The sequence below is a fragment of the Streptomyces sp. genome (assembly GCF_031181705.1).
In the GTDB taxonomy this organism is placed as follows: Bacteria; Actinomycetota; Actinomycetes; order Streptomycetales; family Streptomycetaceae; genus Streptomyces.
This window is the reverse complement of the sequence record NZ_JAPSKN010000009.1, coordinates 14542-37280: the sequence shown is the minus strand read 5'-3', so window position 1 is coordinate 37280 and position 22739 is coordinate 14542. Positions and strand designations below refer to the sequence as shown.

At 72.8% G+C, this 22739-nt stretch carries 19 protein-coding genes; 13 read left to right on the top strand and 6 right to left on the bottom strand.

All coding sequences use genetic code 11. From position 1 onward, the window contains the following. Position 1 precedes the first annotated feature (1 nt). The 10 genes from RIN80_RS03685 to lgt all read left to right on the top strand — a co-directional run bounded on the left by RIN80_RS03685 (position 2) and on the right by lgt (position 8347). Positions 2-1483 carry an anthranilate synthase component I gene (locus tag RIN80_RS03685; protein WP_309094007.1) on the top strand — a complete coding sequence of 494 codons (1482 nt, stop codon included), beginning with the start codon at positions 2-4 and terminating at the stop codon, positions 1481-1483. 41 nt (positions 1484-1524) lie between these two features. After that, entirely contained in the window at positions 1525-2166 is a 642-nt protein-coding gene (locus RIN80_RS03680; protein ID WP_309094006.1) for a TIGR02234 family membrane protein, read from the top strand. A gap of 110 nt (positions 2167-2276) precedes the next feature. Continuing rightward, positions 2277-2528: an HGxxPAAW family protein gene (locus tag RIN80_RS03675; RefSeq protein WP_309094005.1), complete on the top strand. Its 252-nt coding sequence runs from the start codon at positions 2277-2279 to the stop codon at positions 2526-2528. 83 nt (positions 2529-2611) lie between these two features. Beyond that, entirely contained in the window at positions 2612-3046 is a 435-nt protein-coding gene (locus RIN80_RS03670; protein WP_309094004.1) for a DUF2752 domain-containing protein, read from the top strand. A gap of 140 nt (positions 3047-3186) precedes the next feature. Beyond that, complete coding sequence (gene trpC, locus RIN80_RS03665; protein ID WP_309094003.1) at positions 3187-3996, top strand: indole-3-glycerol phosphate synthase TrpC; 810 nt, start codon at positions 3187-3189, stop codon at positions 3994-3996. A gap of 21 nt (positions 3997-4017) precedes the next feature. Further along, positions 4018-4185 (top strand): tryptophan biosynthesis modulator TrpM, encoded by a 168-nt coding sequence (gene trpM / locus RIN80_RS03660; protein ID WP_309094002.1) that lies wholly within the window; start codon positions 4018-4020, stop codon positions 4183-4185. 132 nt (positions 4186-4317) lie between these two features. Beyond that, positions 4318-5601 carry a tryptophan synthase subunit beta gene (trpB, locus tag RIN80_RS03655; RefSeq protein ID WP_309094001.1) on the top strand — a complete coding sequence of 428 codons (1284 nt, stop codon included), beginning with the start codon at positions 4318-4320 and terminating at the stop codon, positions 5599-5601. Beyond that, positions 5598-6416, top strand: coding sequence for a tryptophan synthase subunit alpha (trpA, locus tag RIN80_RS03650; protein ID WP_309094000.1), 819 nt, complete (start codon positions 5598-5600; stop codon positions 6414-6416). The genes trpB and trpA overlap by 4 nt, the downstream gene beginning before the upstream one ends. An 86-nt stretch (positions 6417-6502) precedes the next feature. Next, positions 6503-7279: a thioredoxin domain-containing protein gene (locus RIN80_RS03645; RefSeq protein ID WP_309093999.1), complete on the top strand. Its 777-nt coding sequence runs from the start codon at positions 6503-6505 to the stop codon at positions 7277-7279. Between the two features lie 84 nt (positions 7280-7363). Then, positions 7364-8347: a prolipoprotein diacylglyceryl transferase gene (gene lgt, locus RIN80_RS03640; protein WP_309093998.1), complete on the top strand. Its 984-nt coding sequence runs from the start codon at positions 7364-7366 to the stop codon at positions 8345-8347. A 61-nt stretch (positions 8348-8408) separates the two neighbouring features. Here the strand turns inward: lgt and RIN80_RS03635 are convergent, their stop codons facing one another. From RIN80_RS03635 to RIN80_RS03610, 6 genes are read right to left on the bottom strand one after another with little or no spacing between them, the layout of a single operon-like run. Then, positions 8409-9224: a CoA ester lyase gene (locus RIN80_RS03635; protein ID WP_309093997.1), complete on the bottom strand. Its 816-nt coding sequence runs from the start codon at positions 9222-9224 to the stop codon at positions 8409-8411. Further along, positions 9221-10420 carry a CoA transferase gene (locus RIN80_RS03630; RefSeq protein ID WP_309093996.1) on the bottom strand — a complete coding sequence of 400 codons (1200 nt, stop codon included), beginning with the start codon at positions 10418-10420 and terminating at the stop codon, positions 9221-9223. Before RIN80_RS03630 ends, RIN80_RS03635 begins: the two co-directional genes overlap by 4 nt. Beyond that, positions 10417-11778 carry an ADP-ribosylglycohydrolase family protein gene (locus tag RIN80_RS03625; RefSeq protein ID WP_309093995.1) on the bottom strand — a complete coding sequence of 454 codons (1362 nt, stop codon included), beginning with the start codon at positions 11776-11778 and terminating at the stop codon, positions 10417-10419. Before RIN80_RS03625 ends, RIN80_RS03630 begins: the two co-directional genes overlap by 4 nt. Continuing rightward, positions 11766-12935: an ADP-ribosylglycohydrolase family protein gene (locus RIN80_RS03620; protein ID WP_309093994.1), complete on the bottom strand. Its 1170-nt coding sequence runs from the start codon at positions 12933-12935 to the stop codon at positions 11766-11768. Before RIN80_RS03620 ends, RIN80_RS03625 begins: the two co-directional genes overlap by 13 nt. A 7-nt stretch (positions 12936-12942) precedes the next feature. Next, positions 12943-14253 (bottom strand): ADP-ribosylglycohydrolase family protein, encoded by a 1311-nt coding sequence (locus RIN80_RS03615; protein WP_309093993.1) that lies wholly within the window; start codon positions 14251-14253, stop codon positions 12943-12945. Then, positions 14250-15311, bottom strand: a complete 1062-nt coding sequence (locus tag RIN80_RS03610) for an ADP-ribosylglycohydrolase family protein (RefSeq protein ID WP_309093992.1) — start codon at positions 15309-15311, stop codon at positions 14250-14252. Before RIN80_RS03610 ends, RIN80_RS03615 begins: the two co-directional genes overlap by 4 nt. Before the next feature lie 228 nt (positions 15312-15539). Here RIN80_RS03610 and RIN80_RS03605 point away from each other — a divergent pair, with 228 nt between their 5' ends. From RIN80_RS03605 to RIN80_RS03595, 3 genes are all read left to right on the top strand, one after another. Beyond that, the gene (locus tag RIN80_RS03605; protein ID WP_309093991.1) at positions 15540-16271 is read left to right on the top strand and encodes a VIT1/CCC1 transporter family protein; all 732 of its coding nucleotides are present in this window, start codon (positions 15540-15542) and stop codon (positions 16269-16271) included. A gap of 382 nt (positions 16272-16653) precedes the next feature. Further along, positions 16654-21261: a glutamate synthase large subunit gene (gene gltB, locus RIN80_RS03600; protein ID WP_309094037.1), complete on the top strand. Its 4608-nt coding sequence runs from the start codon at positions 16654-16656 to the stop codon at positions 21259-21261. Further along, positions 21254-22717 carry a glutamate synthase subunit beta gene (locus RIN80_RS03595; RefSeq protein WP_309093990.1) on the top strand — a complete coding sequence of 488 codons (1464 nt, stop codon included), beginning with the start codon at positions 21254-21256 and terminating at the stop codon, positions 22715-22717. Before gltB ends, RIN80_RS03595 begins: the two co-directional genes overlap by 8 nt. The last annotated feature ends 22 nt before the right edge of the window (positions 22718-22739 follow it).

Sequence of the window (22739 nt, the reverse complement as noted above, 5' to 3'; positions counted from 1 at the left end):
CATGGACCTCGAGACGTTCCGCAAGCTCGCCACCGACCGGCGGGTCATCCCGGTCACCCGCAAGCTCCTCGCCGACGGCGACACCCCGGTCGCGCTCTACCGCAAGCTCGCCGCCGAGCGCACCGGCACCTTCCTGCTGGAGTCCGCCGAGAACGGCCGCTCCTGGTCCCGGTACTCCTTCGTGGGCGTCCGCTCGGCGGCCACCCTGACCGAGCGCGACGGCCAGGCCCACTGGCTCGGCGTCCCGCCCGTCGGCGTCCCCACGGACGGCGATCCGCTCGCCGCGCTGCGCGCCACCATCGAGGCCCTGCACACCCCCCACCAGGAGGGCCTGCCGCCGTTCACCGGCGGCATGGTCGGCTACCTGGGCTACGACATCGTCCGCCGCCTGGAGAAGATCGGCCCCGGCGAGCGCGACGACCTTCAGCTGCCCGAGCTGACCATGCTCCTCACCAGCGACCTGGCCGTCATGGACCACTGGGAGGGCTCGGTCCTGCTGATCGCCAACGCGATCAACCACAACGACCTGGAGACCGGCGTCGACGAGGCCTACGCCGACGCCGTGGCCCGCCTCGACGCCATGCAGGCCGACCTGACCCGCCCGGTCGCCCAGCCCCCGGCCGTGCTCCCGCCCTCCGAACTGCCCGAGTACACCGCGCTGTGGGGCGGCCCCGACTTCCAGGAGGCCGTGGAGGACATCAAGGAGCGCATCCGGGCCGGCGAGGCCTTCCAGGTGGTGCCCTCCCAGCGCTTCGAGACGCCGTGTACGGCGAGCGCGCTGGACGTCTACCGGGTCCTGCGCACGACCAACCCGTCGCCGTACATGTACCTGTTCCGCTTCGAGGGCTTCGACGTCGTCGGTTCCTCCCCGGAGGCCCTGGTCAAGGTCGAGGACGGCCGGGCCATGGTGCACCCCATCGCCGGCACCCGCTGGCGCGGCGCCACCCCGCAGGAGGACCAGGCCCTCGCCGACGAACTCCTCGCCGATCCCAAGGAACGCGCCGAGCACCTCATGCTCGTCGACCTCGGCCGCAACGACCTCGGGCGGGTCTGCGAACCCGGCTCGGTCGAGGTCGTGGACTTCATGTCCATCGAGCGCTACTCGCACGTGATGCACATCGTCTCGACGGTGACCGGCCGCGTGGCCGCCGGGCGCACGGCCTTCGACGTCCTCACCGCCTGCTTCCCGGCCGGCACCCTCTCCGGCGCCCCGAAGCCCCGCGCCCTGCAGATCATCGACGAACTCGAACCGTCCCGGCGCGGCCTGTACGGCGGCTGCGTCGGCTACCTCGACTTCGCCGGCGACTCCGACACGGCCATCGCCATCCGTACCGCCCTGCTGCGCGACGGCACCGCGTACGTGCAGGCCGGAGCGGGGATCGTCGCCGACTCCGACCCGGTCGCCGAGGACACCGAGTGCCGCAACAAGGCGGCCGCCGTCCTGCGGGCGGTGCACTCGGCGAACCGGCTGGGAAAGGCCTGAGATGACCCCCGGGTGACGGTTCGCCCGGGGTTCAGGCGATAGTGGGGTACGTGACAGCTGTACCTCACCCCCGTTCCCGAGCCGCCGGATCCGCCCGGGCCGGCCGCCTGAGCCTCGCCGTCGCGCTGCTGTGCGGCGCGCTCGGCGCGGCCGTCGCGCTCCTCGCCACCCGGCAGCAGTGGGCGGAGGGCACCGCGACGGTGGCCGGCGGCGCCTTCCCGCTGACCGCCAGCGGCAGCGACGTCACGGGCGTCCCCGCGGCGCTCGCCATAGTGGGCCTCGCCGCGCTCGTCGCCGTGTTCGCCGTCCGCCGCGCCGGCCGCGTCGTCGTGGCCGCGCTGCTGGCGCTCTCCGGTGCCGGCACCGTCGCCGCCGCCCTGCTCGGCGCCTCCGACAGCTCCGCGCTCGACGAGAAGGCCGCCCGGGCCTCCGGCGACACCTCCGCCTCCGTCGCCGCCCTCAGCCACACCGCCTGGCCGTACGCCGCGGCCGCCGGCGGTGTCCTGCTCCTGCTGGCCGGGCTGCTCGCGCTGCGCTACGGACGGCTGTGGCCCGCGATGTCCGGCCGCTACGAGCGCGGCGCCACGCCCCAGCCGCGCCGCCCGGCGCCCGCCGCCGACCCCGACCGGCCCGAGGACCTGTGGAAGGCGCTCGACCGGGGCGAGGACCCGACCGGGGCCTGAGCCGCCCGGGTGAGCCCGGGGAGCACCCCCGGTCACCGTCCACGCGCGCGTGCGGGACAATGGCCCCGAGCGTCCTGCTCAGACACGCACACAGCAACGAGGAGCAAGCAATGGCGGGCAGCAGCCACGGTCACACCCCGGCCGCCTGGACCGGTGTCATCATCGCCTTCATCGGTTTCTGCGTCGCGGGCGCCTTCATGGTGATGGACCAGCCGGTGGGTTTCTGGGCCGGCATGGTGGTCGTGCTGCTCGGCGGTGTCGTCGGCGGCATCATGCGGATGATGGGCCTGGGCCAGCCCAAGGATCTGCACCGGCCGCACCAGATGACGGGCGACCGCGAGCCGGCGCGCGCCGAGGGCTGATCCCCGGCGGAACACGCGTTCTCGGGTGAGGGGCGGCCGGCACACGGGTGCCGGGACCGCCCTTCACGCGCGCACGGGGCACAATGCGTACCGTGAACGCCGACAGCCGAAGGGTGACGCAGGGACTCCCGGGACGCCTGGCCGTCCCCGCCGGACTCCTGGCGGGTGCCGTCGCCGCCTTCGCCTACGTGGGCGCGGTGGACCCGGGCGAACCCGGCCACTACCCCGTCTGCCCCCTGTTGCGCTACACGGGCCTGTACTGCCCCGGCTGCGGCGGACTGCGCAGCGCCCACGCGTTCGTCCACGGCGACCTGCCGGCCGCCCTGCACGCCAACGCGCTCGCCGTGCTCGGCTATCTGGCCTGCGCCGTGCTGTGGACCGTATGGGTGGTCCACGCCGTACGCGGACGCCCGCTGCGGATCGACCCCCGCCCCGGCCTGGTGTGGAGCCTCGGCGCGTTGCTGCTGGTCTTCACCGTTGTCCGGAACCTGCCCTTCGGTGGCTGGCTGCACCCTTGATCATCCGGCGGATGTCCAGGTACTGGGACCGGCGTCAACCGGATGCGAGGCCTACGCCCCCCTGCGGATACCATCGCAGTGACCATCGGTTTTCCGGCCGGTCGCCGGAACTGTCAAGAGTCTGGAAGGGGGCCGCTCGCGTGAGTGTGCTCGACGAGATCATCGACGGAGTCCGAGCCGACCTCGCGGAGCGGCAGGCGCGCGTGAGCCTCGACGAGCTCAAGGAGCGCGCGGCGAAGGCTCCCGCGGCCAAGGACGGCGCGGCCGCCCTGCGCGGCGACGGCGTCAAGGTCATCTGCGAGGTCAAGCGCTCCAGCCCCTCCAAGGGCGCGCTGGCCGCCATCGCCGACCCGGCCGGACTCGCCGCCGACTACGAGGCGGGCGGCGCGGCCGTCATCTCCGTCCTCACCGAGCAGCGGCGCTTCGGCGGCTCGCTGGCCGACCTGGAGGCGGTCCGCGCCCGGGTGGACATCCCCGTCCTGCGCAAGGACTTCATCGTCACGTCGTACCAGCTGTGGGAGGCCCGCGCCTACGGCGCCGACGTCGCCCTGCTGATCGTCGCCGCCCTCGACCAGCCCGCCCTGGAGTCCCTCATCGAGCGGGCCGAGTCCATCGGGCTCACGCCGCTGGTCGAGGTGCACGACGAGGACGAGGTCGAGCGCGCGGTCGACGCCGGCGCCCGTGTGATCGGCGTCAACGCCCGCAACCTCAAGACCCTCGAAGTCGACCGCAACACCTTCGAGCGGGTGGCCCCGGAGATCCCCGACCACATCATCAAGATCGCCGAGTCCGGCGTCCGCGGCCCGCACGACCTCATCGCCTACGCCAACGCCGGCGCGGACGCGGTCCTGGTCGGCGAGTCCCTCGTCACCGGCAAGGACCCGAGGACCGCGGTCTCCGACCTGGTGGCGGCGGGCGAGCACCCCGCACTCCGGCACGGCCGGGGCTGATCACCCGCTAGGCTTGGCCCGATGAATCCCACCATGACGACCGTGGACCGGTACGCCCGCCTCGCGCGCGGCTGCCGCCCCCGCGGCTGCCGTGCGCCCGCGCGCCGCGTCCACGGCCGCCGCGTCCGGTACGTCATCGGTGACGAGCCGGGCCAGGTCAACGGCATGCGATGGCAGCGCGCCCGTTAGGGGCGCGGGGCATCATCTGATGTGCGGCTGCCGCCGCGCGGGCGCGACAAGCCACACGGCCCGCGGCCGGCAGCAAAACCCCGCCCCACGGCGATCAGTGCATCTCCACACACTCACCGTGAAGGTTTCCGCATGCCCAGCCAGTTCTTCATCCCCGACTCCGAGGGACAGACGCCGAACCCCGAAGGCTACTTCGGGGCCTTCGGCGGGAAATTCATCCCCGAGGCCCTCGTCGCCGCCGTCGACGAGGTCGCCGTCGAGTACGACAAGGCCAAGCAGGACCCGGAGTTCGCGAAGGAGCTCGACGACCTCCTGGCCCACTACACCGGCCGCCCCTCGGCGCTGACCGAGGTGCCCCGGTTCGCCGAGCACGCCGGCGGCGCCCGCGTCTTCCTGAAGCGGGAAGACCTCAACCACACCGGCTCCCACAAGATCAACAACGTCCTCGGTCAGGCCCTGCTCACCAGGCGCATGGGCAAGACCCGGGTCATCGCCGAGACCGGCGCCGGCCAGCACGGCGTCGCCACGGCCACCGCCTGCGCCCTGTTCGGCCTCGACTGCACCATCTACATGGGCGAGATCGACACGCAGCGCCAGGCGCTCAACGTGGCCCGCATGCGCATGCTCGGCGCCGAGGTCATCGCCGTGAAGTCCGGCAGCCGCACCCTGAAGGACGCCATCAACGAGGCGTTCCGCGACTGGGTCGCCAACGTCGACCACACGCACTACCTCTTCGGCACGGTCGCCGGGCCCCACCCCTTCCCGGCCATGGTCCGCGACTTCCACCGGGTCATCGGCGTCGAGGCCCGCCGCCAGCTCCTGGAGCGCGCCGGCCGGCTGCCCGACGCCGCGATCGCCTGCGTCGGCGGCGGCTCCAACGCCATCGGCCTCTTCCACGCCTTCATCCCCGACGAGGGCGTCCGCCTCATCGGCTGCGAGCCCGCCGGCCACGGCGTCGACACCGGCGAGCACGCCGCGACCCTGACCGCGGGCGAGCCCGGCATCCTGCACGGCTCCCGCTCCTACGTCCTGCAGGACGAGGAGGGCCAGATCACCGAGCCGTACTCCATCTCGGCCGGCCTGGACTACCCGGGCATCGGTCCGGAGCACTCCTACCTGAAGGACTCCGGCCGCGGCGAGTACCGCGCGGTCACCGACGACGCGGCCATGCAGGCCCTGCGCCTGCTGTCGCGCACCGAGGGCATCATCCCGGCCATCGAGAGCGCCCACGCGCTGGCCGGCGCCCTGGAGGTCGGCAAGGAGCTGGGCAGGGACGGGCTGATCGTGGTCAACCTCTCCGGCCGCGGCGACAAGGACATGGACACCGCCGCCCGCTACTTCGGCCTGTACGACACCGACGCCGAGGTCGCCGAGGACGCCTCCGGCACCGCCGAGATCGAGGGGGACGCCAAGTGAGCGGCAACCTGCAGCTGTTGAGCGACACCCTCGCCGCGGCCAAGGCCGAAGGGCGCTCGGCCCTCATCGCCTACCTGCCGGCCGGCTTCCCGACCGTGGACGGCGGCATCGAGGCGATCAAGGCCGTCATCGACGGCGGCGCCGACGTCGTCGAGGTCGGCCTGCCGCACAGCGACCCCGTCCTCGACGGCCCCGTCATCCAGACCGCCGACGACATCGCCCTGCGCGGCGGCGTGAAGATCGCCGACGTGATGCGCACCGTCCGCGAGGCGCACACCGCCACCGGCAAGCCCATCCTCGTCATGACGTACTGGAACCCCATCGACCGCTACGGCGTCGAGCGGTTCACAGCCGAGCTGGCCGAGGCGGGGGGCGCGGGCTGCATCCTGCCCGACCTGCCCGTGCAGGAGTCGGCGCTGTGGCGGGAGCACGCCGACAAGCACGGCCTCGCGACCGTCTTCGTCGTCGCCCCCAGCAGCAAGGACGAACGGCTCGCGCGGATCACCGCGGCGGGCAGCGGCTTCGTCTACGCCGCCTCCCTCATGGGTGTCACCGGCACCCGCGCCACCGTCAGCTCGCAGGCCCAGGACCTGGTGGAACGCACCCGGGCCACCGGCACCGGTCTGCCGGTCTGCGTCGGGCTCGGCGTCTCCAACGCCACCCAGGCCGCCGAGGTCTCCCGCTTCGCCGACGGCGTGATCGTCGGCTCGGCCTTCGTCAAGGCGATGCTCGACGCCCCGGACGACGCGGCCGGCGTCGAGGCCGTGCGCGCGCTCGCCGGTGACCTCGCCCAGGGCGTGCGCCGGCAGGCGTAGAAAAGCCGGAAGTCATACAGGTCCCTCGTACGGGTGGACCTGGGGCCGGGGAGGCGCGGTGCGCCTCCCCGGTTCGTTTCCGGGGTGTGAGCGACAAGAACCGTGAGGGAAAGCGCACCGCCCGGGAGAAGCTGGCGGTCGAGCGTGAGAAGCACAAGTCCGCCGAGAAGCGCCGGCGCGCTCTGCTGGTGGGCGGCGCGGTCGTCGCCGTCCTGGGCCTCGCGGCGGTGATCGGCGTCGTCGCGGCCAACGCCGGCAAGGACGACGGCGGCGAGGCCGCGGGCCCGGTCGTGGCCCCCTCGGGCGCGCAGGGCAAGGACGGCCTGGCGATCCCGGTCGGCAAGGACAGCGCCAGGTCCACGCTCACGGTGTGGGAGGACTTCCGCTGCCCGGCCTGCAAGTCCTTCGAGACGGCGTACCGGCCGGTGATCCACGAGCTGACCGAGGCCGGCCAGCTGAAGACCGAGTACCACCTGGTCACGCTCATCGACGGCAACATGGGCGGCAAGGGCTCGCGCAACGCGGCCAACGCCGCCGCCTGCGCCCAGGACGCCGGCAAGTTCCCCGCGTACCACGACGTGCTCTTCGACAACCAGCCCCAGGAAGTCGACGACGCCTACGCGGACAACGGCAGGCTGATCGAGCTCGCCGGCAAGGTCGACGGCCTGGACACCCCGGCCTTCCGCACGTGCGTCGAGGACGGCACGCACAACGCGTGGGTCGCCAAGTCCCACCAGGCCTTCGACAAGGGCGACTTCTCGGGCACGCCGACCGTGCTGTTCGACGGCAAGAACATCTACCAGGACCGGACGATGACCCCGGCGAAGCTGAAGCAGATGGTGCAGCAGGCGAACCAGGGGTGAGGGGCATGCGCCCGTCCCTGTTATGGACCCGTAGCCGGGCCGCCTGCCCCGGGCCCGGTCCGGCACGGTAGCGTCGACCCTGCCATGGAACTTGCCTTCATTCCCAGCCCGTCGCGCGGGGTGCTGTACCTCGGCCCCATTCCGCTGCGCGGCTACGCGTTCTGCATCATCATCGGCGTCTTCGTCGCGGTCTGGCTCGGCAACAAGCGCTGGATCGCCCGGGGCGGGCGGGCCGGCACGGTGGCCGACATCGCTGTCTGGGCCGTGCCCTTCGGCCTGGTCGGCGGCCGCCTCTACCACGTGGTCACGGACTACGAGCTGTACTTCAGCGAGGGCCGCGACTGGGTGGACGCCTTCAAGATCTGGGAGGGCGGCCTCGGCATCTGGGGCGCGATCGCGCTCGGCGCTCTGGGCGCCTGGATCGGCTGCCGTCGCCGGGGCATCCCGCTGCCCGCGTACGCGGACGCCGTCGCGCCGGGCATCGCCTTCGCGCAGGCCGTCGGGCGCTGGGGCAACTGGTTCAACCAGGAGCTCTACGGCAAGCCCACCGATCTGCCGTGGGCCCTGGAGATCACGTCCTCGGCGGACGGGCGGGTGCCGGGCACGTACCACCCGACGTTCCTGTACGAGTCGCTGTGGTGCGTCGGCGTCGCGGTCCTGGTCATCTGGGCCGACCGCCGCTTCCGCCTCGGGCACGGCCGGGCCTTCGCGCTGTACGTCGCCGCGTACTGCGCGGGCCGGGCGTGGATCGAGTACATGCGGGTCGACGACGCCCACCACATCCTGGGCCTGAGGCTGAACGTCTGGACCGCGATCCTGGTGTTCCTGCTCGCGGTGACCTACTTCGTGCTGTCGGCGAGGAAGCGGCCCGGACGCGAAGAGGTCGTGGAGCCGGGTGCGGCGTCCTCCGGTGGTGACGCCGGCGGTGACGAGAAGGCCGTCGACCTGGACGAGGACGGCGAGGACGGCAAGGACGGCAAGGAGACCGAGGACGGCAAGGGCGAGGCCGCGGACGAAGCCGAGGCCGACGGCGCCAGGAACGAGGCCGGGTCGGGGAAGAAGGCCTGACGGCCTGCCGCCGTAGCGACGCATCCGAGGGCGCCCGGGCCGACCGGGCGCCCTCGGCGTGTCAGCGGCGGCCCGCCAGGGACAGGGTGCGCCGGGCCGCCGTCACCACCGCCGCGTCGACGAAACGGCCGTCGGGAAGGGCCTGGGCACCCTGCTGCGTCGCCGCCGCCTTGAGGACCGTCTCGGCCTGTTCGATCTCCTCGCCGGTGGGCAGATAGGCCCGCTCGATGACCGGGAGCTGGCGCGGATGGATCGCCGCGCGGCCGAGGAAACCCAGGGCACGGCCCCGGGCGCAGGAGGCGGCCAGTCCCTCGAGATCGCGGATGTCCGGGTGGACCGACTGCGCCGGCGGGGGCAGCCCCGCCGCCCGGGCCGCCACGACCACCCGGGAGCGCGCCCAGTCGAGGCCGGTGTCGTCCCGGACCCCCAGGTCGGCGCGGAGGTCGGCCTCGCCGAGCGCGATGCCCCGCAGGTTCGGGTGGGCCATGGCGACGGCATAGGCCTGTTCCACGGCGAGGGCCGACTCCAGCAGGGCGTACAGAGCGGCCGGCGTGCGGTGGGCGATGTGGGTGATCCCGGCGGCCGAGGTCACCTTGGGCAGGCGCAGGCCGGACAGGCCCGGGGCCTCGGCGAGCGTGCCGATGTCCTGCTCGGCCCAGGGGCTGTCCAGGGCGTTGACGCGGACGTGGACCGGGACCGGTGGCGTCCGGCCGAGCAGGTCGGCGGTGGCGTCACGGGCGTAGGCCTTGCGGTCGGGGGCGACCGCGTCCTCCAGGTCGACGATGACGACGTCGGCGCCGCAGGAGAGGGCCTTCGCCACCACGTGCGGGCGGTCGCCCGGGGCGTAGAGCCAGGTGAGCGGCGGGGCCGGCGTCATACGACGCCCTCCGCGCGCAGTTCGTCGAGGTCGGTGCCGGTCAGGCCGAGTTCGGTCAGGACCTCGTCGGTGTCGGCGCCGTGGGGGCGGCCCGCCCAGCGGATCGCGCCGGGCGTGGCGGACAGGCGGAAGAGGACGTTCTGCATGCGCAGCGGGCCCAGTTCCGGGTCGTCGACGGTGGTGATGGTGTTCAGGGCCTGGTACTGCGGGTCCGCCATCACGTCCCGGACGTCCTGGACCGGGGCCACCGCCGCCTCCGCCTTCTCGAAGGCCGCCAGGACGTCGGCGCGGGTGCGCTCGGCGATCCAGGAGCCGACGGCCTCGTCCAGGACGTCGGCGTGGCGGGCGCGGTCGGCGCCGGTGGCGAACCACGGCTCGTCGATCAGTTCGGGGCGTCCGACCAGGCGCATCACGCGTTCCGCGACCGACTGGGCGGAGGTGGAGACGGCGACCCAGGTGCCGTCCGCGGTGCGGTAGACGCCGCGCGGGGCGTTGTTCGGGGAGCGGTTGCCGGTGCGGGGCTGGACGTGGCCGAGCTGGTCGTACCAGAGGGGCTGGGGGCCGAGGGCGGCCAGGATCGGCTCGATCAGGGCCAGGTCGACGACCTGGCCCTCGCCCGTCCGGTCCCGGGCGGCGAGCGCCGTCATCACCGCGTACGCCGTCGTCAGGCCGGCGATGGCGTCGGCCAGGCCGAACGGCGGGAGGGTCGGGGGCGCGTCCGGTTCGCCGGTGATCGCGGCGAAGCCGCTCATCGCCTCGGCGAGGGTGCCGAAGCCGGGGCGGTGCGCGGAGGGGCCGAACTGGCCGAAGCCGGTGACGCGGGCCAGGACCAGGCGGGGATTGACGGCCGACAGTTCCGGCCAGCCCAGGTCCCACTTCTCCAGGGTGCCGGGGCGGAAGTTCTCGACGATCACGTCGGCGGTGGCGGCGAGACGCAGCAGGGTGGCGCGGCCGCCGGGCCTGGACAGGTCGAGCGTGACGGTCCGCTTGTTGCGGCCGAGCGTCTTCCACCACAGGCCGACCCCGTCCTTCGACGGGCCGTGGCCGCGGGAGGGGTCCGGCTTCCTCGGGTGCTCGATCTTGACGACCTCCGCGCCGAAATCACCCAGCAGGGTGGCGGCCATCGGCCCGGCGAAGAGGGTGGCGAGGTCGAGGACGCGCAGGCCGGTGAGGGGCGCGGGCTGGGGAGCGGTCATGAGCGGTGGGTCTCCCGGTGGGTGAGGTGGGCGAGGGTGTCGAAGCCGATGCCGTTGAAGTCGCCGACGGAGGTGGACAGACGGTTCTTCAGCGGGGCCGTCCAGCGGTCGGGGAGCGCCGCGGGGTGCCCGGCCAGCAGGCCGGCGATGCCGCCCGCCGTGGCGCCGTTGGAGTCGGTGTCCCAACCGCCGCTCACCGCGCGGCAGACGGAGCCGGTGAAGTCGCCGTCGGCGTGGGTGAGGGCGGCGGCGATCAACGCGGTGTTGGGAACGGCGTGCACCCAGTGGTGGGTGGCGGCGTAGGTGGCGTGGAGTTCGTCGACGACCGTGTCGAAGTCGGCGTGTTCGTGGGCCAGTTCGATGCCCTGGCGGACCGCTCGGGCCAGGCGGGAGCGGGGCGGGACGACCGTGAGGCCGGTGCGCAGGCAGGTGTGGACGTCGGCGGTGCCGGTCGCGGCCGTCGCGATGGTGGCCGCCGCGAACATCGCCGCGTAGACGCCGTTGGCCGTGTGGGTGAGGGTGGCGTCGCGGTGGGCCTGTTCGGCCGCCGCCGCCGGGTCGCCGGGGTTGGTCCAGCCGTGGACGTCGGCGCGGATCAGGGCGCCGATCCACTCCCGGAAGGGGTTGCGGTGCCGGGCGGTGTACGGGGGCTCCAGGCCGCTGAGGAGGTTGCGGTAGGCGACGCGTTCGGCGGTGAAGGTGCGGCCGGCGGGGAGTTCGTCGAGCCAGACGCGGGCCACGTCCGTGGTGGTGAAGGCCTTGCCGTGGCGTCGCAGGAGGATCAGGCCGAGGAGGGGGTAGTTGAGGTCGTCGTCCTCGGGCATGCCGTCGATGTTCTCGGCGAGGGAGGTGGCCGCCGAGCGGCGGTTCCAGGGGTGTGCGGTGAGCAGCTCGTCCGGGACGCCTCGTGCGGTGAACCAGGTGGACAGGGGCCAGTTGCCGGTGGACCGGGCCAGGCGGCGGATGCCTTCGAGGGGGAGTTTCTCGACCGGTTTGCCCAGCAGGCAGCCGGCGGCCCGGCCGAGCCAGGCGGCTTCGAGGCGCTGGTGGGACGGGGCCGGGGTGAGCAGGGGTTCCGGCCAGTCGGCGCAGACGGCCCTGATCTTCCGCAGATCCGTCGGTTCGTCGTCGGCCGACGTGCTGGGGAGGTCCGCCAGCTCGTCCAGGAGGTCTTCCGCCAGTTGGCGGAGGTAGCGGGACGTGGGGGCGGGGGAGGCGCCCGCGGTGGCCGGGGCCTCGGGGCCGCCCGCCGCTCGCCAGCGCGCCGCGATCGCCTTCGGCTCGCGGCCGTCCTGGGCCGCCTGGCGGAGTTCGTGGCCGAGCAGGTCCTCCGGCTGGATCCAGGTCAGTCGGAGCATTCCCGGCCTCCGAGGGATGCGAAGTCCTGTTCGTGAGCGCGGCGGCGGGAGACGTCCCGGGCGAAGATCTCGCGGGTCACCCGGGTGAGCGTGACGGCCGGTTCCCACAGGTCCAGGCGGCTGGCCTCGGCGACCGTCTTGGCCCAGTCCTCCGGGACCGGCGCTCCCAGGGCTCCCGCCAGGGCGCCCGCCATCGTGGCGATGGAGTCGCAGTCCCGGCCGTAGTTCACGGCGCCGAGGACCGCGTGGCGGTAGTCGCCCCGGGCGACGAGCAGCAGGCCCAGGGCCACGGGGAGTTCCTCGATCGCGTGGAGGCGGGACGGGCGGCGGGCGCCCAGGGACGGGGCGCGGTAGTCGGGGCCGACCGTGTCGTAGGGGGAGACCGCGTCGCGCAGCGGCCCGAGTGCCGACTCGAAGTCCGTGTGGCGGGAGGCCTCCTCGCAGACCCGTTCGATCGCCGTGCGTGTGCCGTCCTTGGCCAGGGCCAGGCAGGTCGAGACGACCGAGTCCGGGGTCGCCCCGGGGGTGCAGGCCGCGGCCACCGCCGCCGCCAGGACGCCCGCCGCCTCACGGCCGTACGACGACTGGTGCGCGCCGGCGACGTCCAGGGCCTCGGCGTACGCCGCGCGCGGATCGGCCGCGTTGACCAGGCCGACCGGGGCCATGTACATCGCCGCACCGCAGTTGACGATGTTGCCGGTGCCTGCCTCACGCGGGTCGGCATGGCCGTAGTGGATCCTCGTGACCAGCCACTTCTCCGCGAGGAAGATCCGCTGGAGGGGGAGTGCCTCGGTCTGCAGTTCCGGGATCCAGCGGGGCTCGGTCATCAGGTCGGGGACCAGGTGGTCGGCGACGGCGTACGCGTCGAGGTGGTCGCGGACCCGGGCGTAGACCCGGACCAGGGCGTGGGTCATCAGGGTGTCGTCGGTGACGTGGCCGTCGCCCTTGTGGTACGGGGCGAGAGGGCGGGCCGTGCGCCAGTCGTCGCCGTGCCAGGGACCGACGATGCCGTGGACGCGGCCGCCGTGGCGCTCGAGGATCTGCTCGGGCGAGTAACCCTCGACGGGGCCGCCGAGGGCGTCACCGACGGCAGCGCCGACCAGGGCGCCGGTGATCCGCTCGTCCAATGTGGCGTTTTGGTGGGATGTGGGCCTCATGGCCGCATCATCCACCGGGGCGGGCCGGTTGTACGGCTTCCAGGAGTTCGGCGAGTTCGACGAGGTCGGTGCCGGTGAGGCGGGGCAGGACGCAGCCGGAGAGGGTGCGGCAGGCGTCCCGCCAGGAGGCGGGGATCGACGCGCCGCCGCCGAGGGCGCCGGTGAGGGCGCCCACCAGGGCCGGGGCGGAGTCCGCCACCCGGGACAGGCAGGCCGCCGCCGGGACCGCCTCGGTGATGCGGCCGCGGGCGGCGGTGGCCAGGGCCAGGGCGACCGGGACGGTTTCGGCGGCGGCGATGCCGTAGCTGTAGACGTGGTCGACGATCTGGTGCTCCAGGGGCGGGACGAGGGCGAAGGCGCCGTCCGCTGCGGCGGCGAGCCGCAGGGCGTGCCGGGCGTTGCGGCCGATCTCCGTCTCCTCGGGGAGCTCGGCGAGGGCGGCGGTGACGCAGGCGTCGACGCCGGCGCCGGCCAGGGCGAGGGCGAGGGCCGCCGCCATGGCGCGGGCGCCGTGGACGCCGTCGCCGTCCTGGGTGTAGCGGGCGTCGAACTCGGCGAGGTCGGCGGCGCGCCGGGGTTCGCCGGGGTGGGCGACGGCCAGGACGCAGGCGCGGAGGCAGGCGGCGTCGTCGAAGTAGTGCGGGTTGTCGTGGCCGGTGGCGGGCGGGCGCAGGCCGGTGGCGAGGTTGCCGAGGCCGGCGCGGACGGAGATGCGGGCGCGCAGGGGGAGGACGGCGGACTCGATCTCGGGGGCGCGGTCCGCCGCGGCGGCGACCTCGCAGGCGATGGCGTTCCAGGTCAGGTCGATGGCGGCGCGGGTGCGGCGGTCTCGGCTCAGGTCGTTCAGGACGGTGTCGTCGCCTGCGCGCAGGAGGGCTTCCGCGGCGAAGGCCGCCCATTCCGCGTCGTCGGAGGGGCCCAGGCGGAGGGGTTCCGGGGGCTGGTTGAGGGCGATGGGGACGGGGAGGGTCGTCGTCGCGTTGTGCTCGGCGAAGGTGTCCAGTTCGCGGGTGAGGCGGCGGGTCCAGTCGGGCATGCGGGCGGCTCTGTGGCGGGCGGCGGGCCATCCCGCGGCGTCACCGGCGGCCAGTCCGAGCAGGAGGCCTTCAACCCTTTTGTCTCCCACCCGCGCACTGCCCGTAACTGTCACCCGAGGGGTCCTGGCCTCCCGTGGGGCGACTTCGCCGTCGGCGGCCGCGGGGGGTTCTTGTGTGGCGGGAGGGGCGCCGTCGTCCGCCGCCGGTTCGAGGTCCAGGGCCGTCGTCGGGCCCGGGGCCGTCGTCGGGTCCAGGGTCGTCGTCGGGTCCAGGGTCGTCATGCGAGGGGTTCCGTTCTGTCGGGCGCCAGGGTGAAGGCCGTCGGGTTCGGCTTCGCGGTGGGTGGCGCCGGGGTCAGCAGGTCCGCCACGGTCAGGACGTGGTGGCCCGCCATCGCCGGCAGGCAGGAGCCCCTGGCCGGGGTGATGGCCGCCGCCCAGGCCGCCGGGATGGCCGAGACGCCCCGGGTCGCGCCCGCCAGCGCGCCCGCGACCGCCGCCGTCGTGTCCGCGTCGCGGCCCATGTTCACGGCCGTCAGGACGGACTGCTCGAAGTCGCCGTCGGCCGCCGCGTACGCGCCGAAGGCGAGGGCGACCGCCTCGGGGGCCAGGTCGGTCCAGGGGTAGCCGCCGATGACGACCGCGGAGCGGACCGCGCGTTCGCCGCGGTGGGCGACCGCCACCGCGCGGCGCAGGCTGCGGGCCGTCCAGGAGTCGTCGGGCACGACCGCGAGGGCCGCGGCCACCACCGCGACCGGCGGAGCGCCGGCCATGGCCGCGGCGACGCCCGCCGCCACCGCCTGGCCGCCGTAGATGCCCTCGCCGTCGTGGCTCACCGAGCCGTCGATCGCGACGAGCCGGGCCGCCTCCGCCGGGCGGCCCGCCGCGAACACCCCGAAGGGGGCCGCGCGCATGGCCAGGCCGTCGCTCCAGGCGTGCCGGTGCTGGGCGGAGATGGGTGCGGCCAGGCCCCGGCGCAGGTTCTCCAGCGTGCCGCGTTCGCTGAAGCCGGCGCCCCGGAAGGGGCCCTCGTCGCGGTCGGCGATCAGTTCGTGCCAGGCCGCCTCGACGTGCGCCGGGGTGAGCGCGGAGCCGTGCCGGGCCAGCAGCAGGGCCGAGAAGAGCGCGTACTCGGTGTCGTCCGTGCCGGACGGCTTCTCGGCCACGTAGCCCGTGATGCGGCCCCACCGCGCGCGGATCTCGGACGGCTTCATGTTCTCGGCCGGCGCCCCGAGGGCGTCACCGACGGCCAGACCCAGCAGCGCGCCGCGGGCCCGGGCGCGGAGTCCGGCGGCGTCCCCGGGTGCCGGGACGGAGGGGATGCAGGCGGTCGATGCCATACGGCATGTGTCCCACTGCGACGACTCCGGAGAGCCTCACGAGCCCCAGCATCACCCGGTCGACATCTGGGCGAGGTAATGATCAAGTGAGCGGAAAACGGTGAACCCGCAGGTTAGAGCAGCCTTTCCTTGCTGGCGAGGACGGAATTCGAGGCGTAATTTTGGCGTTGTAAAACTCTGGAACTTGTCCAAAGTAGCTGGTTCGACGCAGGGGAGCGGGGTTCTTCCATGGCCATCATCGAGACCGAGGCGGCGCTGCACGAGGCGCACCGGGACAACCACACGCACCGGGACGTGAACGGCGGCTGGCTGCGTCCCGCCGTCTTCGGTGCGATGGACGGCCTCGTCTCCAACCTGGCCCTGATGACCGGCGTCGCGGGCGGGTCGGTCAGCCAGCACACCGTCGTCCTCAGCGGACTGGCCGGTCTGGCCGCCGGCGCGTTCTCCATGGCCGCCGGTGAGTACACCTCCGTGGCGTCGCAGCGCGAGCTGGTCGAGGCCGAGCTGGACGTGGAGCGGCGCGAGCTGCGCAAGCACCCCAAGGACGAGGAGGCCGAGCTGGCCGCCCTCTACGAGGCGCGCGGGGTCGAACCGCGGCTGGCCCGCGAGGTGGCCCGGCAACTGTCGAAGGATCCCGAGCAGGCGCTGGAGATCCACGCCCGGGAGGAACTGGGCATCGACCCGGGTGACCTGCCCTCGCCCACCGTGGCCGCGGTGTCGAGTTTCGGCTCCTTCGCGCTGGGCGCGCTCGTGCCCGTGCTGCCGTATCTGCTGGGGGCGAGCAGTATGTGGCCGGTCGTGCTGCTGGCGCTGCTGGGACTCTTCCTGTGCGGCGCTGTGGTGGCGAAGGTGACGGCGCGCACCTGGTGGTACAGCGGTCTGCGCCAGCTGCTCCTGGGCGGCGCGGCGGCCGGTGTGACGTACGCCCTGGGCACTCTGTTCGGAACGGCCGTAGGATAGCGCGGCTCGGACTTATGCGAGGGGCCGCATAAGTAACCGTTACCCGCTGGTTTCGAGCGCGCAACCACCGGGCATGAGCCCCAAGCGCTGTGGGCAATGAGGCCCACCGCGCGCCTCAGCGGGCCGGGCGAAGACGCCTGTCCCGCCGTCGGGCCCGACGGACATCGATCTCACCCGGTCGTTCCGTAGCGGCCCCCCACAGCTTCCACCGTCGGCGCGGAACCCCCGCCGCGAGACCGCGGTGTCCGCATGGTGGAACGGGTTATCCCGGTTCCCGAGAACCGCTCCATCATGTAACCTGCACGAAATTTTGCGATCACGCAGAGGGCCAACGTCGTCCCTCGGCACTTGCACATGCCAGATGACGACGACGGGAGAGCCGATGCGTACGCCGCGCCAGCCGTCCCAGCACTCCGCGAATGGCCAGAACTGGTCGTTCATGGATGCTCGCCCTGCTGCGCAGGGTATGTACGACCCCCGCAACGAGCACGACGCCTGCGGCGTCGGCTTCGTCGCCACCCTTACCGGCGAGGCGTCCCACACCCTGGTCGAGCAGGCTCTGACCGTCCTGCGCAACCTCGAACACCGCGGTGCCACCGGCTCCGAGCCCGACTCGGGCGACGGCGCCGGCATCCTGTCGCAGGTCCCGGACGCCTTCTTCCGCGAGGTGGCCGGATTCGAACTCCCCGAGGCCGGTGCCTACGCGGTGGGCATCGCCTTCCTGCCGGAGCACGCCGCCGCCGAGGCCGTCTCACAGATCGAGACGATCGCCGCCGACGAGGGCCTGACCGTCCTCGGCTGGCGCGAGGTCCCCGTCGCTCCCCAGCTGCTCGGCGCCACCGCCCGGTCGACCATGCCGCTCTTCCGCCAGATCTTCGTCACCGACGGCGCGGCCGTGCCCGCCACGGGCATCGACCTCGACCGCAAGGCCTTCGTGCTGCGCAAGCGCGCCGAGCGCGAGGCCGGTGTCTACTTCCCGTCGCTGTCGGCCCGCACGATCGTCTACAAGGGCATGCTGACCACCGGCCAGCTGGAGCCCTTCTTCCCCGACCTGTCCGACCGCCGCTTCGCCTCCGCGATCGCGCTCGTGCACTCCCGGTTCTCGACGAACACCTTCCCGTCGTGGCCGCTCGCACACCCGTACCGCTTCGTCGCGCACAACGGTGAGATCAACACCGTCAAGGGCAACCGCAACTGGATGGTCGCCCGCGAGTCGCAGCTCGTGTCGGACCTGTTCGGCTCCGACGACAGGACGATCGAGCGGATCTTCCCGATCTGTACGCCCGACGCCTCCGACTCCGCCTCCTTCGACGAGGTCCTGGAGCTGCTGCACCTGGGCGGCCGCTCCCTGCCGCACTCGGTGCTGATGATGATCCCGGAGGCGTGGGAGAACCACGACTCCATGGACCCGGCCCGGCGCGCCTTCTACCAGTTCCACTCCACGATGATGGAGCCCTGGGACGGCCCCGCCTGCGTCACCTTCACCGACGGCACCCAGGTCGGCGCCGTCCTCGACCGCAACGGCCTGCGCCCCGGCCGCTACTGGGTCACCGACGACGGCCTCGTCGTCCTCGGCTCCGAGGTCGGCGTCCTGGACATCGACCCGGCCAAGGTCGTCCGCAAGGGCCGCCTGCAGCCCGGCCGCATGTTCCTCGTCGACACCGCCGAGCACCGCATCATCGAGGACGACGAGATCAAGGCCCAGCTCGCCGCCGAGCACCCCTACCAGGAGTGGGTGGAAGCGGGCGAGATCGAGCTGTCCGACCTGCCCGAGCGCGAGCACATCGTCCACACCCACGCCTCGGTCACCCGCCGCCAGCAGACCTTCGGCTACACCGAGGAGGAGCTGCGCGTCATCCTCGCGCCGATGGCCAAGGCCGGTGCCGAGCCGATCGGCTCGATGGGCACCGACTCGCCGATCGCCGCGCTGTCGGACCGCCCGCGCCTGCTCTTCGACTACTTCACGCAGCTGTTCGCGCAGGTCACCAACCCGCCGCTGGACGCCATCCGCGAGGAACTGGTCACCTCTTTGCGCAGCTCCCTCGGCCCGCAGGGCAACCTGCTGGAGCCGAACGCGGCCTCCTGTCGCAGCGTCCTGCTGCCCTTCCCGGTCATCGACAACGACGAGCTGGCCAAGCTCATCCACATCAACGCCGACGGCGACATGCCCGGCTTCAAGGCCGCGACCCTGTCCGGCCTGTACCGGGTGCACGGCGGCGGTGACGCGCTCGCCGCGCGGATCGAGGAGATCTGCGCCGAGGCCGACGCCGCCATCGAGAACGGCGCCCGCCTGATCGTCCTGTCGGACCGCCACTCCGACGCCGAGCACGCGCCGATCCCGTCGCTGCTGCTCACCGCGGCCGTCCACCACCACCTCATCCGCACCAAGCAGCGCACCCAGGTGGGCCTGCTGGTCGAGGCCGGCGACGTCCGCGAGGTCCACCACGTCGCCCTGCTCATCGGCTACGGCGCCGCCGCCGTCAACCCCTACCTGGCGATGGAGTCCGTCGAGGACCTGGTCCGCGCCGGCACCTTCCTGCCCGGCATCGAGCCCGAGCAGGCCATCCGCAACCTCATCTACGCCCTCGGCAAGGGCGTGCTGAAGGTCATGTCCAAGATGGGCATCTCGACCGTCGCCTCCTACCGCGGCGCCCAGGTCTTCGAGGCCGTCGGTCTCGACGAGGCCTTCGTCGACAAGTACTTCAACGGCACGGCCACCAAGATCGGCGGCGTCGGCATCGACGTCATCGCCAAGGAGGTCGCCGCCCGGCACGCCAAGGCCTATCCGGCCTCCGGCATCGCCCCGGCGCACCGCGCGCTGGACATAGGCGGTGAGTACCAGTGGCGCCGCGAGGGCGAGCCGCACCTGTTCGACCCGGAGACGGTCTTCCGCCTGCAGCACTCCACGCGCTCCGGCCGCTACGACATCTTCAAGAAGTACACCGCGCGCGTGAACGAGCAGTCCGAGCGGCTGATGACGCTGCGCGGCCTGTTCGGCTTCAAGTCCGACCGGGAGCCCATCCCGATCGACGAGGTCGAGCCGGTCTCCGAGATCGTCAAGCGGTTCTCCACGGGCGCCATGTCGTACGGCTCCATCTCGCAGGAGGCGCACGAGACCCTCGCCATCGCCATGAACCAGCTGGGCGGCAAGTCCAACACCGGTGAGGGCGGCGAGGACCCGGAGCGCCTGTACGACCCGGCCCGCCGGTCGTCCATCAAGCAGGTCGCCTCCGGCCGCTTCGGCGTGACCTCCGAGTACCTGGTCAACTCCGACGACATCCAGATCAAGATGGCCCAGGGCGCCAAGCCCGGCGAGGGCGGCCAGCTGCCCGGCCACAAGGTCTACCCGTGGGTCGCCAAGACGCGGCACTCGACGCCCGGCGTGGGCCTGATCTCCCCGCCGCCGCACCACGACATCTACTCCATCGAGGACCTGGCCCAGCTGATCCACGACCTGAAGAACGCCAACCCCCAGGCGCGCATCCACGTCAAGCTGGTCTCCGAGGTCGGCGTCGGCACCGTCGCGGCGGGTGTGTCGAAGGCGCACGCGGACGTGGTGCTGATCTCCGGTCACGACGGTGGTACGGGTGCCTCCCCGCTCACCTCGCTGAAGCACGCCGGTGGCCCCTGGGAGCTGGGCCTGGCGGAGACCCAGCAGACGCTGCTGCTCAACGGCCTGCGCGACCGCATCGTCGTGCAGACCGACGGCCAGCTGAAGACCGGCCGTGACGTCGTCATCGCCGCGCTCCTCGGCGCCGAGGAGTTCGGTTTCGCGACCGCGCCGCTCGTGGTCTCCGGCTGCGTCATGATGCGCGTCTGCCACCTGGACACCTGCCCGGTCGGCATCGCCACGCAGAACCCGGTGCTGCGCGAGCGGTACAACGGCAAGGCCGAGTACGTCGTCAACTTCTTCCAGTACATCGCCCAGGAGGTCCGCGAGCTCCTGGCCGAGCTGGGCTTCCGCTCCATCCAGGAGGCCGTCGGTCACGCCGAGGCCCTCGACGTCACCCGCGCGGTCGACCACTGGAAGGCGCGGGGCCTGAACCTGGAGCCGCTGTTCCACGTGCCCGAGCTGCCCGAGGGCGCGGTGCGCCACCAGCTCATCGCGCAGGACCACGGCCTGGAGAAGGCGCTCGACAACCAGCTGATCAAGCTCGCCGCCGACGCCCTGGCCGCCTCCGACGCCACCGAGGCCCAGCCGGTCCGCGCCCAGGTGCAGATCCGCAACATCAACCGCACGGTCGGCACCATGCTCGGCCACGAGGTGACGAAGAAGTTCGGTGGCGCGGGCCTGCCCGACGACACCATCGACATCACCTTCACCGGCTCCGCCGGCCAGTCCTTCGGCGCCTTCGTGCCGCGCGGTGTCACGCTGCGCCTGGAGGGCGACGCCAACGACTACGTCGGCAAGGGCCTGTCCGGCGGCCGGATCATCGTCCGCCCGGACCGCGCGGCCGACCACCTCGCCGAGTACAGCGTCATCGCCGGCAACACCATCGGCTACGGCGCCACCGGCGGCGAGATGTTCCTGCGCGGCAAGACCGGTGAGCGGTTCTGCGTCCGCAACTCCGGCGCGACGGTCGTCTCCGAGGGCGTGGGCGACCACGGCTGCGAGTACATGACCGGCGGTCACGCGGTGGTGCTCGGCGAGACGGGCCGCAACTTCGCGGCCGGCATGTCCGGCGGTATCGCCTACGTGATCGACCTCGACCGGGACAACGTCAACGCCGGCAACCTGGACGCGATCGAGGCGCTTAACGACACCGACCGGCAGTGGCTGCACGACGTGGTCCGCCGCCACCGGGAGGAGACCGGCTCCACCGTCGCCGAGAAGCTCCTGGCCGAGTGGGACACCGCCGTCGAGCGCTTCAGCAAGATCATCCCCAGCACGTACAAGGCAGTGCTCGCCGCCAAGGACGCCGCCGAGCGAGCCGGTCTCTCCGAGACCGAGACCCACGAGAAGATGATGGAGGCGGCGATCAATGGCTGACCCGAAGGGCTTCCTGAACCACGGGCGCGAGGTCGCCAAGTCCCGCCCCGTCGAGGAGCGCGTCAAGGACTGGAACGAGGTCTACGTCCCCGGCTCCCTGCTGCCGATCATCAGCAAGCAGGCCAGCCGGTGCATGGACTGCGGCATCCCGTTCTGCCACAACGGCTGCCCGCTCGGGAACCTCATCCCCGAGTGGAACGACTACGCCTACCGCGAGGACTGGTCGGCCGCGCAGGAGCGCCTGCACGCCACCAACAACTTCCCGGAGTTCACCGGCCGCCTGTGCCCCGCTCCCTGCGAGTCGGCGTGTGTGCTCGGCATCAACCAGCCGCCGGTCACCATCAAGAACGTCGAGGTCTCGATCATCGACAAGGCGTGGGAGACCGGGGACGTCGCCCCGCAGATCCCGGAGCGCCTCTCGGGCAAGACCGTCGCGGTCGTCGGCTCGGGCCCGGCCGGTCTCGCCGCCGCCCAGCAGCTGACCCGCGCCGGGCACACCGTCGCCGTCTACGAGCGCGCGGACCGCATCGGCGGCCTCCTGCGCTACGGCATCCCCGAGTTCAAGATGGAGAAGCGGCACATCAACCGCCGCATCGAGCAGATGCGCGCGGAGGGCACCCGCTTCCGCACCGGTGTCGAGATCGGCCGCGACCTCAAGGCGACCGACCTGAAGAAGCGGTACGACGCCGTGGTCCTGGCCGTGGGCGCGACGACCGCCCGTGACCTGCCGGTGCCCGGCCGCGAGCTCAAGGGCATCCACCAGGCCATGGAGTACCTGCCCCTGGCGAACAAGGTGCAGGAGGGCGACTTCGTGGCGCCCCCGATCTCGGCCGAGGGCAAGCACGTCGTGGTCATCGGCGGCGGCGACACCGGCGCGGACTGTGTCGGCACCGCCCACCGCCAGGGCGCGGCCTCGGTCACGCAGCTGGAGATCATGCCCCGCCCGAACGACGAGCGGCACCCGGTCAACCAGCCCTGGCCCACCTTCCCCATGCTGTACAAGGTCACCTCGGCCCACGAGGAGGGCGGCGAGCGCGTCTACTCGGTCTCGACGACTCACTTCGAGGGCGACGAGGACGGCAACGTCCAGTGGCTGCACCTCACCGAGGTGGAGTTCGTCGACGGCAGGCTGACGCCGAAGCCGGGCACGGAGCGCAAGATCCCCGCCCAGCTGGTCACGCTCGCCATGGGCTTCACGGGCACCGACCGGGAGAACGGCCTGGTCGAGCAGTTCGGCCTGGAGCTCGACGAGCGCGGCAACATCGCCCGCGACGCCGACTGGCAGACCAACGTGCCGGGCGTGTTCGTCGCCGGTGACGCCGGCCGCGGCCAGTCGCTCATCGTCTGGGCGATCGCGGAGGGCCGCTCGGCCGCGAGGGGCGTCGACCGCTTCCTGACCGGCGCCAGCGACCTGCCGGCCCCGATCCGCCCGACGGACCGTGCGCTGATGGTCTGACGCGCGCCCCCACCACGTCCCG

Excerpts from the sequence above, each read along its gene's own strand:
- RIN80_RS03685 (WP_309094007.1), top strand. The coding sequence starts at position 2 with ATGGACCTCGAGACGTTCCGCAAGCTCGCCACCGACCGGCGGGTCATC.
- RIN80_RS03675 (WP_309094005.1), top strand. The coding sequence starts at position 2,277 with ATGGCGGGCAGCAGCCACGGTCACACCCCGGCCGCCTGGACCGGTGTC.
- RIN80_RS03670 (WP_309094004.1), top strand. The coding sequence starts at position 2,612 with ATGCGTACCGTGAACGCCGACAGCCGAAGGGTGACGCAGGGACTCCCG.
- trpM (WP_309094002.1), top strand. The coding sequence starts at position 4,018 with ATGAATCCCACCATGACGACCGTGGACCGGTACGCCCGCCTCGCGCGC.
- trpB (WP_309094001.1), top strand. The coding sequence starts at position 4,318 with ATGCCCAGCCAGTTCTTCATCCCCGACTCCGAGGGACAGACGCCGAAC.
- lgt (WP_309093998.1), top strand. The coding sequence starts at position 7,364 with ATGGAACTTGCCTTCATTCCCAGCCCGTCGCGCGGGGTGCTGTACCTC.
- RIN80_RS03635 (WP_309093997.1), bottom strand. The coding sequence starts at position 9,224 with ATGACGCCGGCCCCGCCGCTCACCTGGCTCTACGCCCCGGGCGACCGC.
- RIN80_RS03630 (WP_309093996.1), bottom strand. The coding sequence starts at position 10,420 with ATGACCGCTCCCCAGCCCGCGCCCCTCACCGGCCTGCGCGTCCTCGAC.
- RIN80_RS03625 (WP_309093995.1), bottom strand. The coding sequence starts at position 11,778 with ATGCTCCGACTGACCTGGATCCAGCCGGAGGACCTGCTCGGCCACGAA.
- RIN80_RS03620 (WP_309093994.1), bottom strand. The coding sequence starts at position 12,935 with ATGAGGCCCACATCCCACCAAAACGCCACATTGGACGAGCGGATCACC.
- RIN80_RS03615 (WP_309093993.1), bottom strand. The coding sequence starts at position 14,253 with ATGACGACCCTGGACCCGACGACGACCCTGGACCCGACGACGGCCCCG.
- RIN80_RS03610 (WP_309093992.1), bottom strand. The coding sequence starts at position 15,311 with ATGGCATCGACCGCCTGCATCCCCTCCGTCCCGGCACCCGGGGACGCC.
- RIN80_RS03605 (WP_309093991.1), top strand. The coding sequence starts at position 15,540 with ATGGCCATCATCGAGACCGAGGCGGCGCTGCACGAGGCGCACCGGGAC.
- gltB (WP_309094037.1), top strand. The coding sequence starts at position 16,654 with ATGCGTACGCCGCGCCAGCCGTCCCAGCACTCCGCGAATGGCCAGAAC.
- RIN80_RS03595 (WP_309093990.1), top strand. The coding sequence starts at position 21,254 with ATGGCTGACCCGAAGGGCTTCCTGAACCACGGGCGCGAGGTCGCCAAG.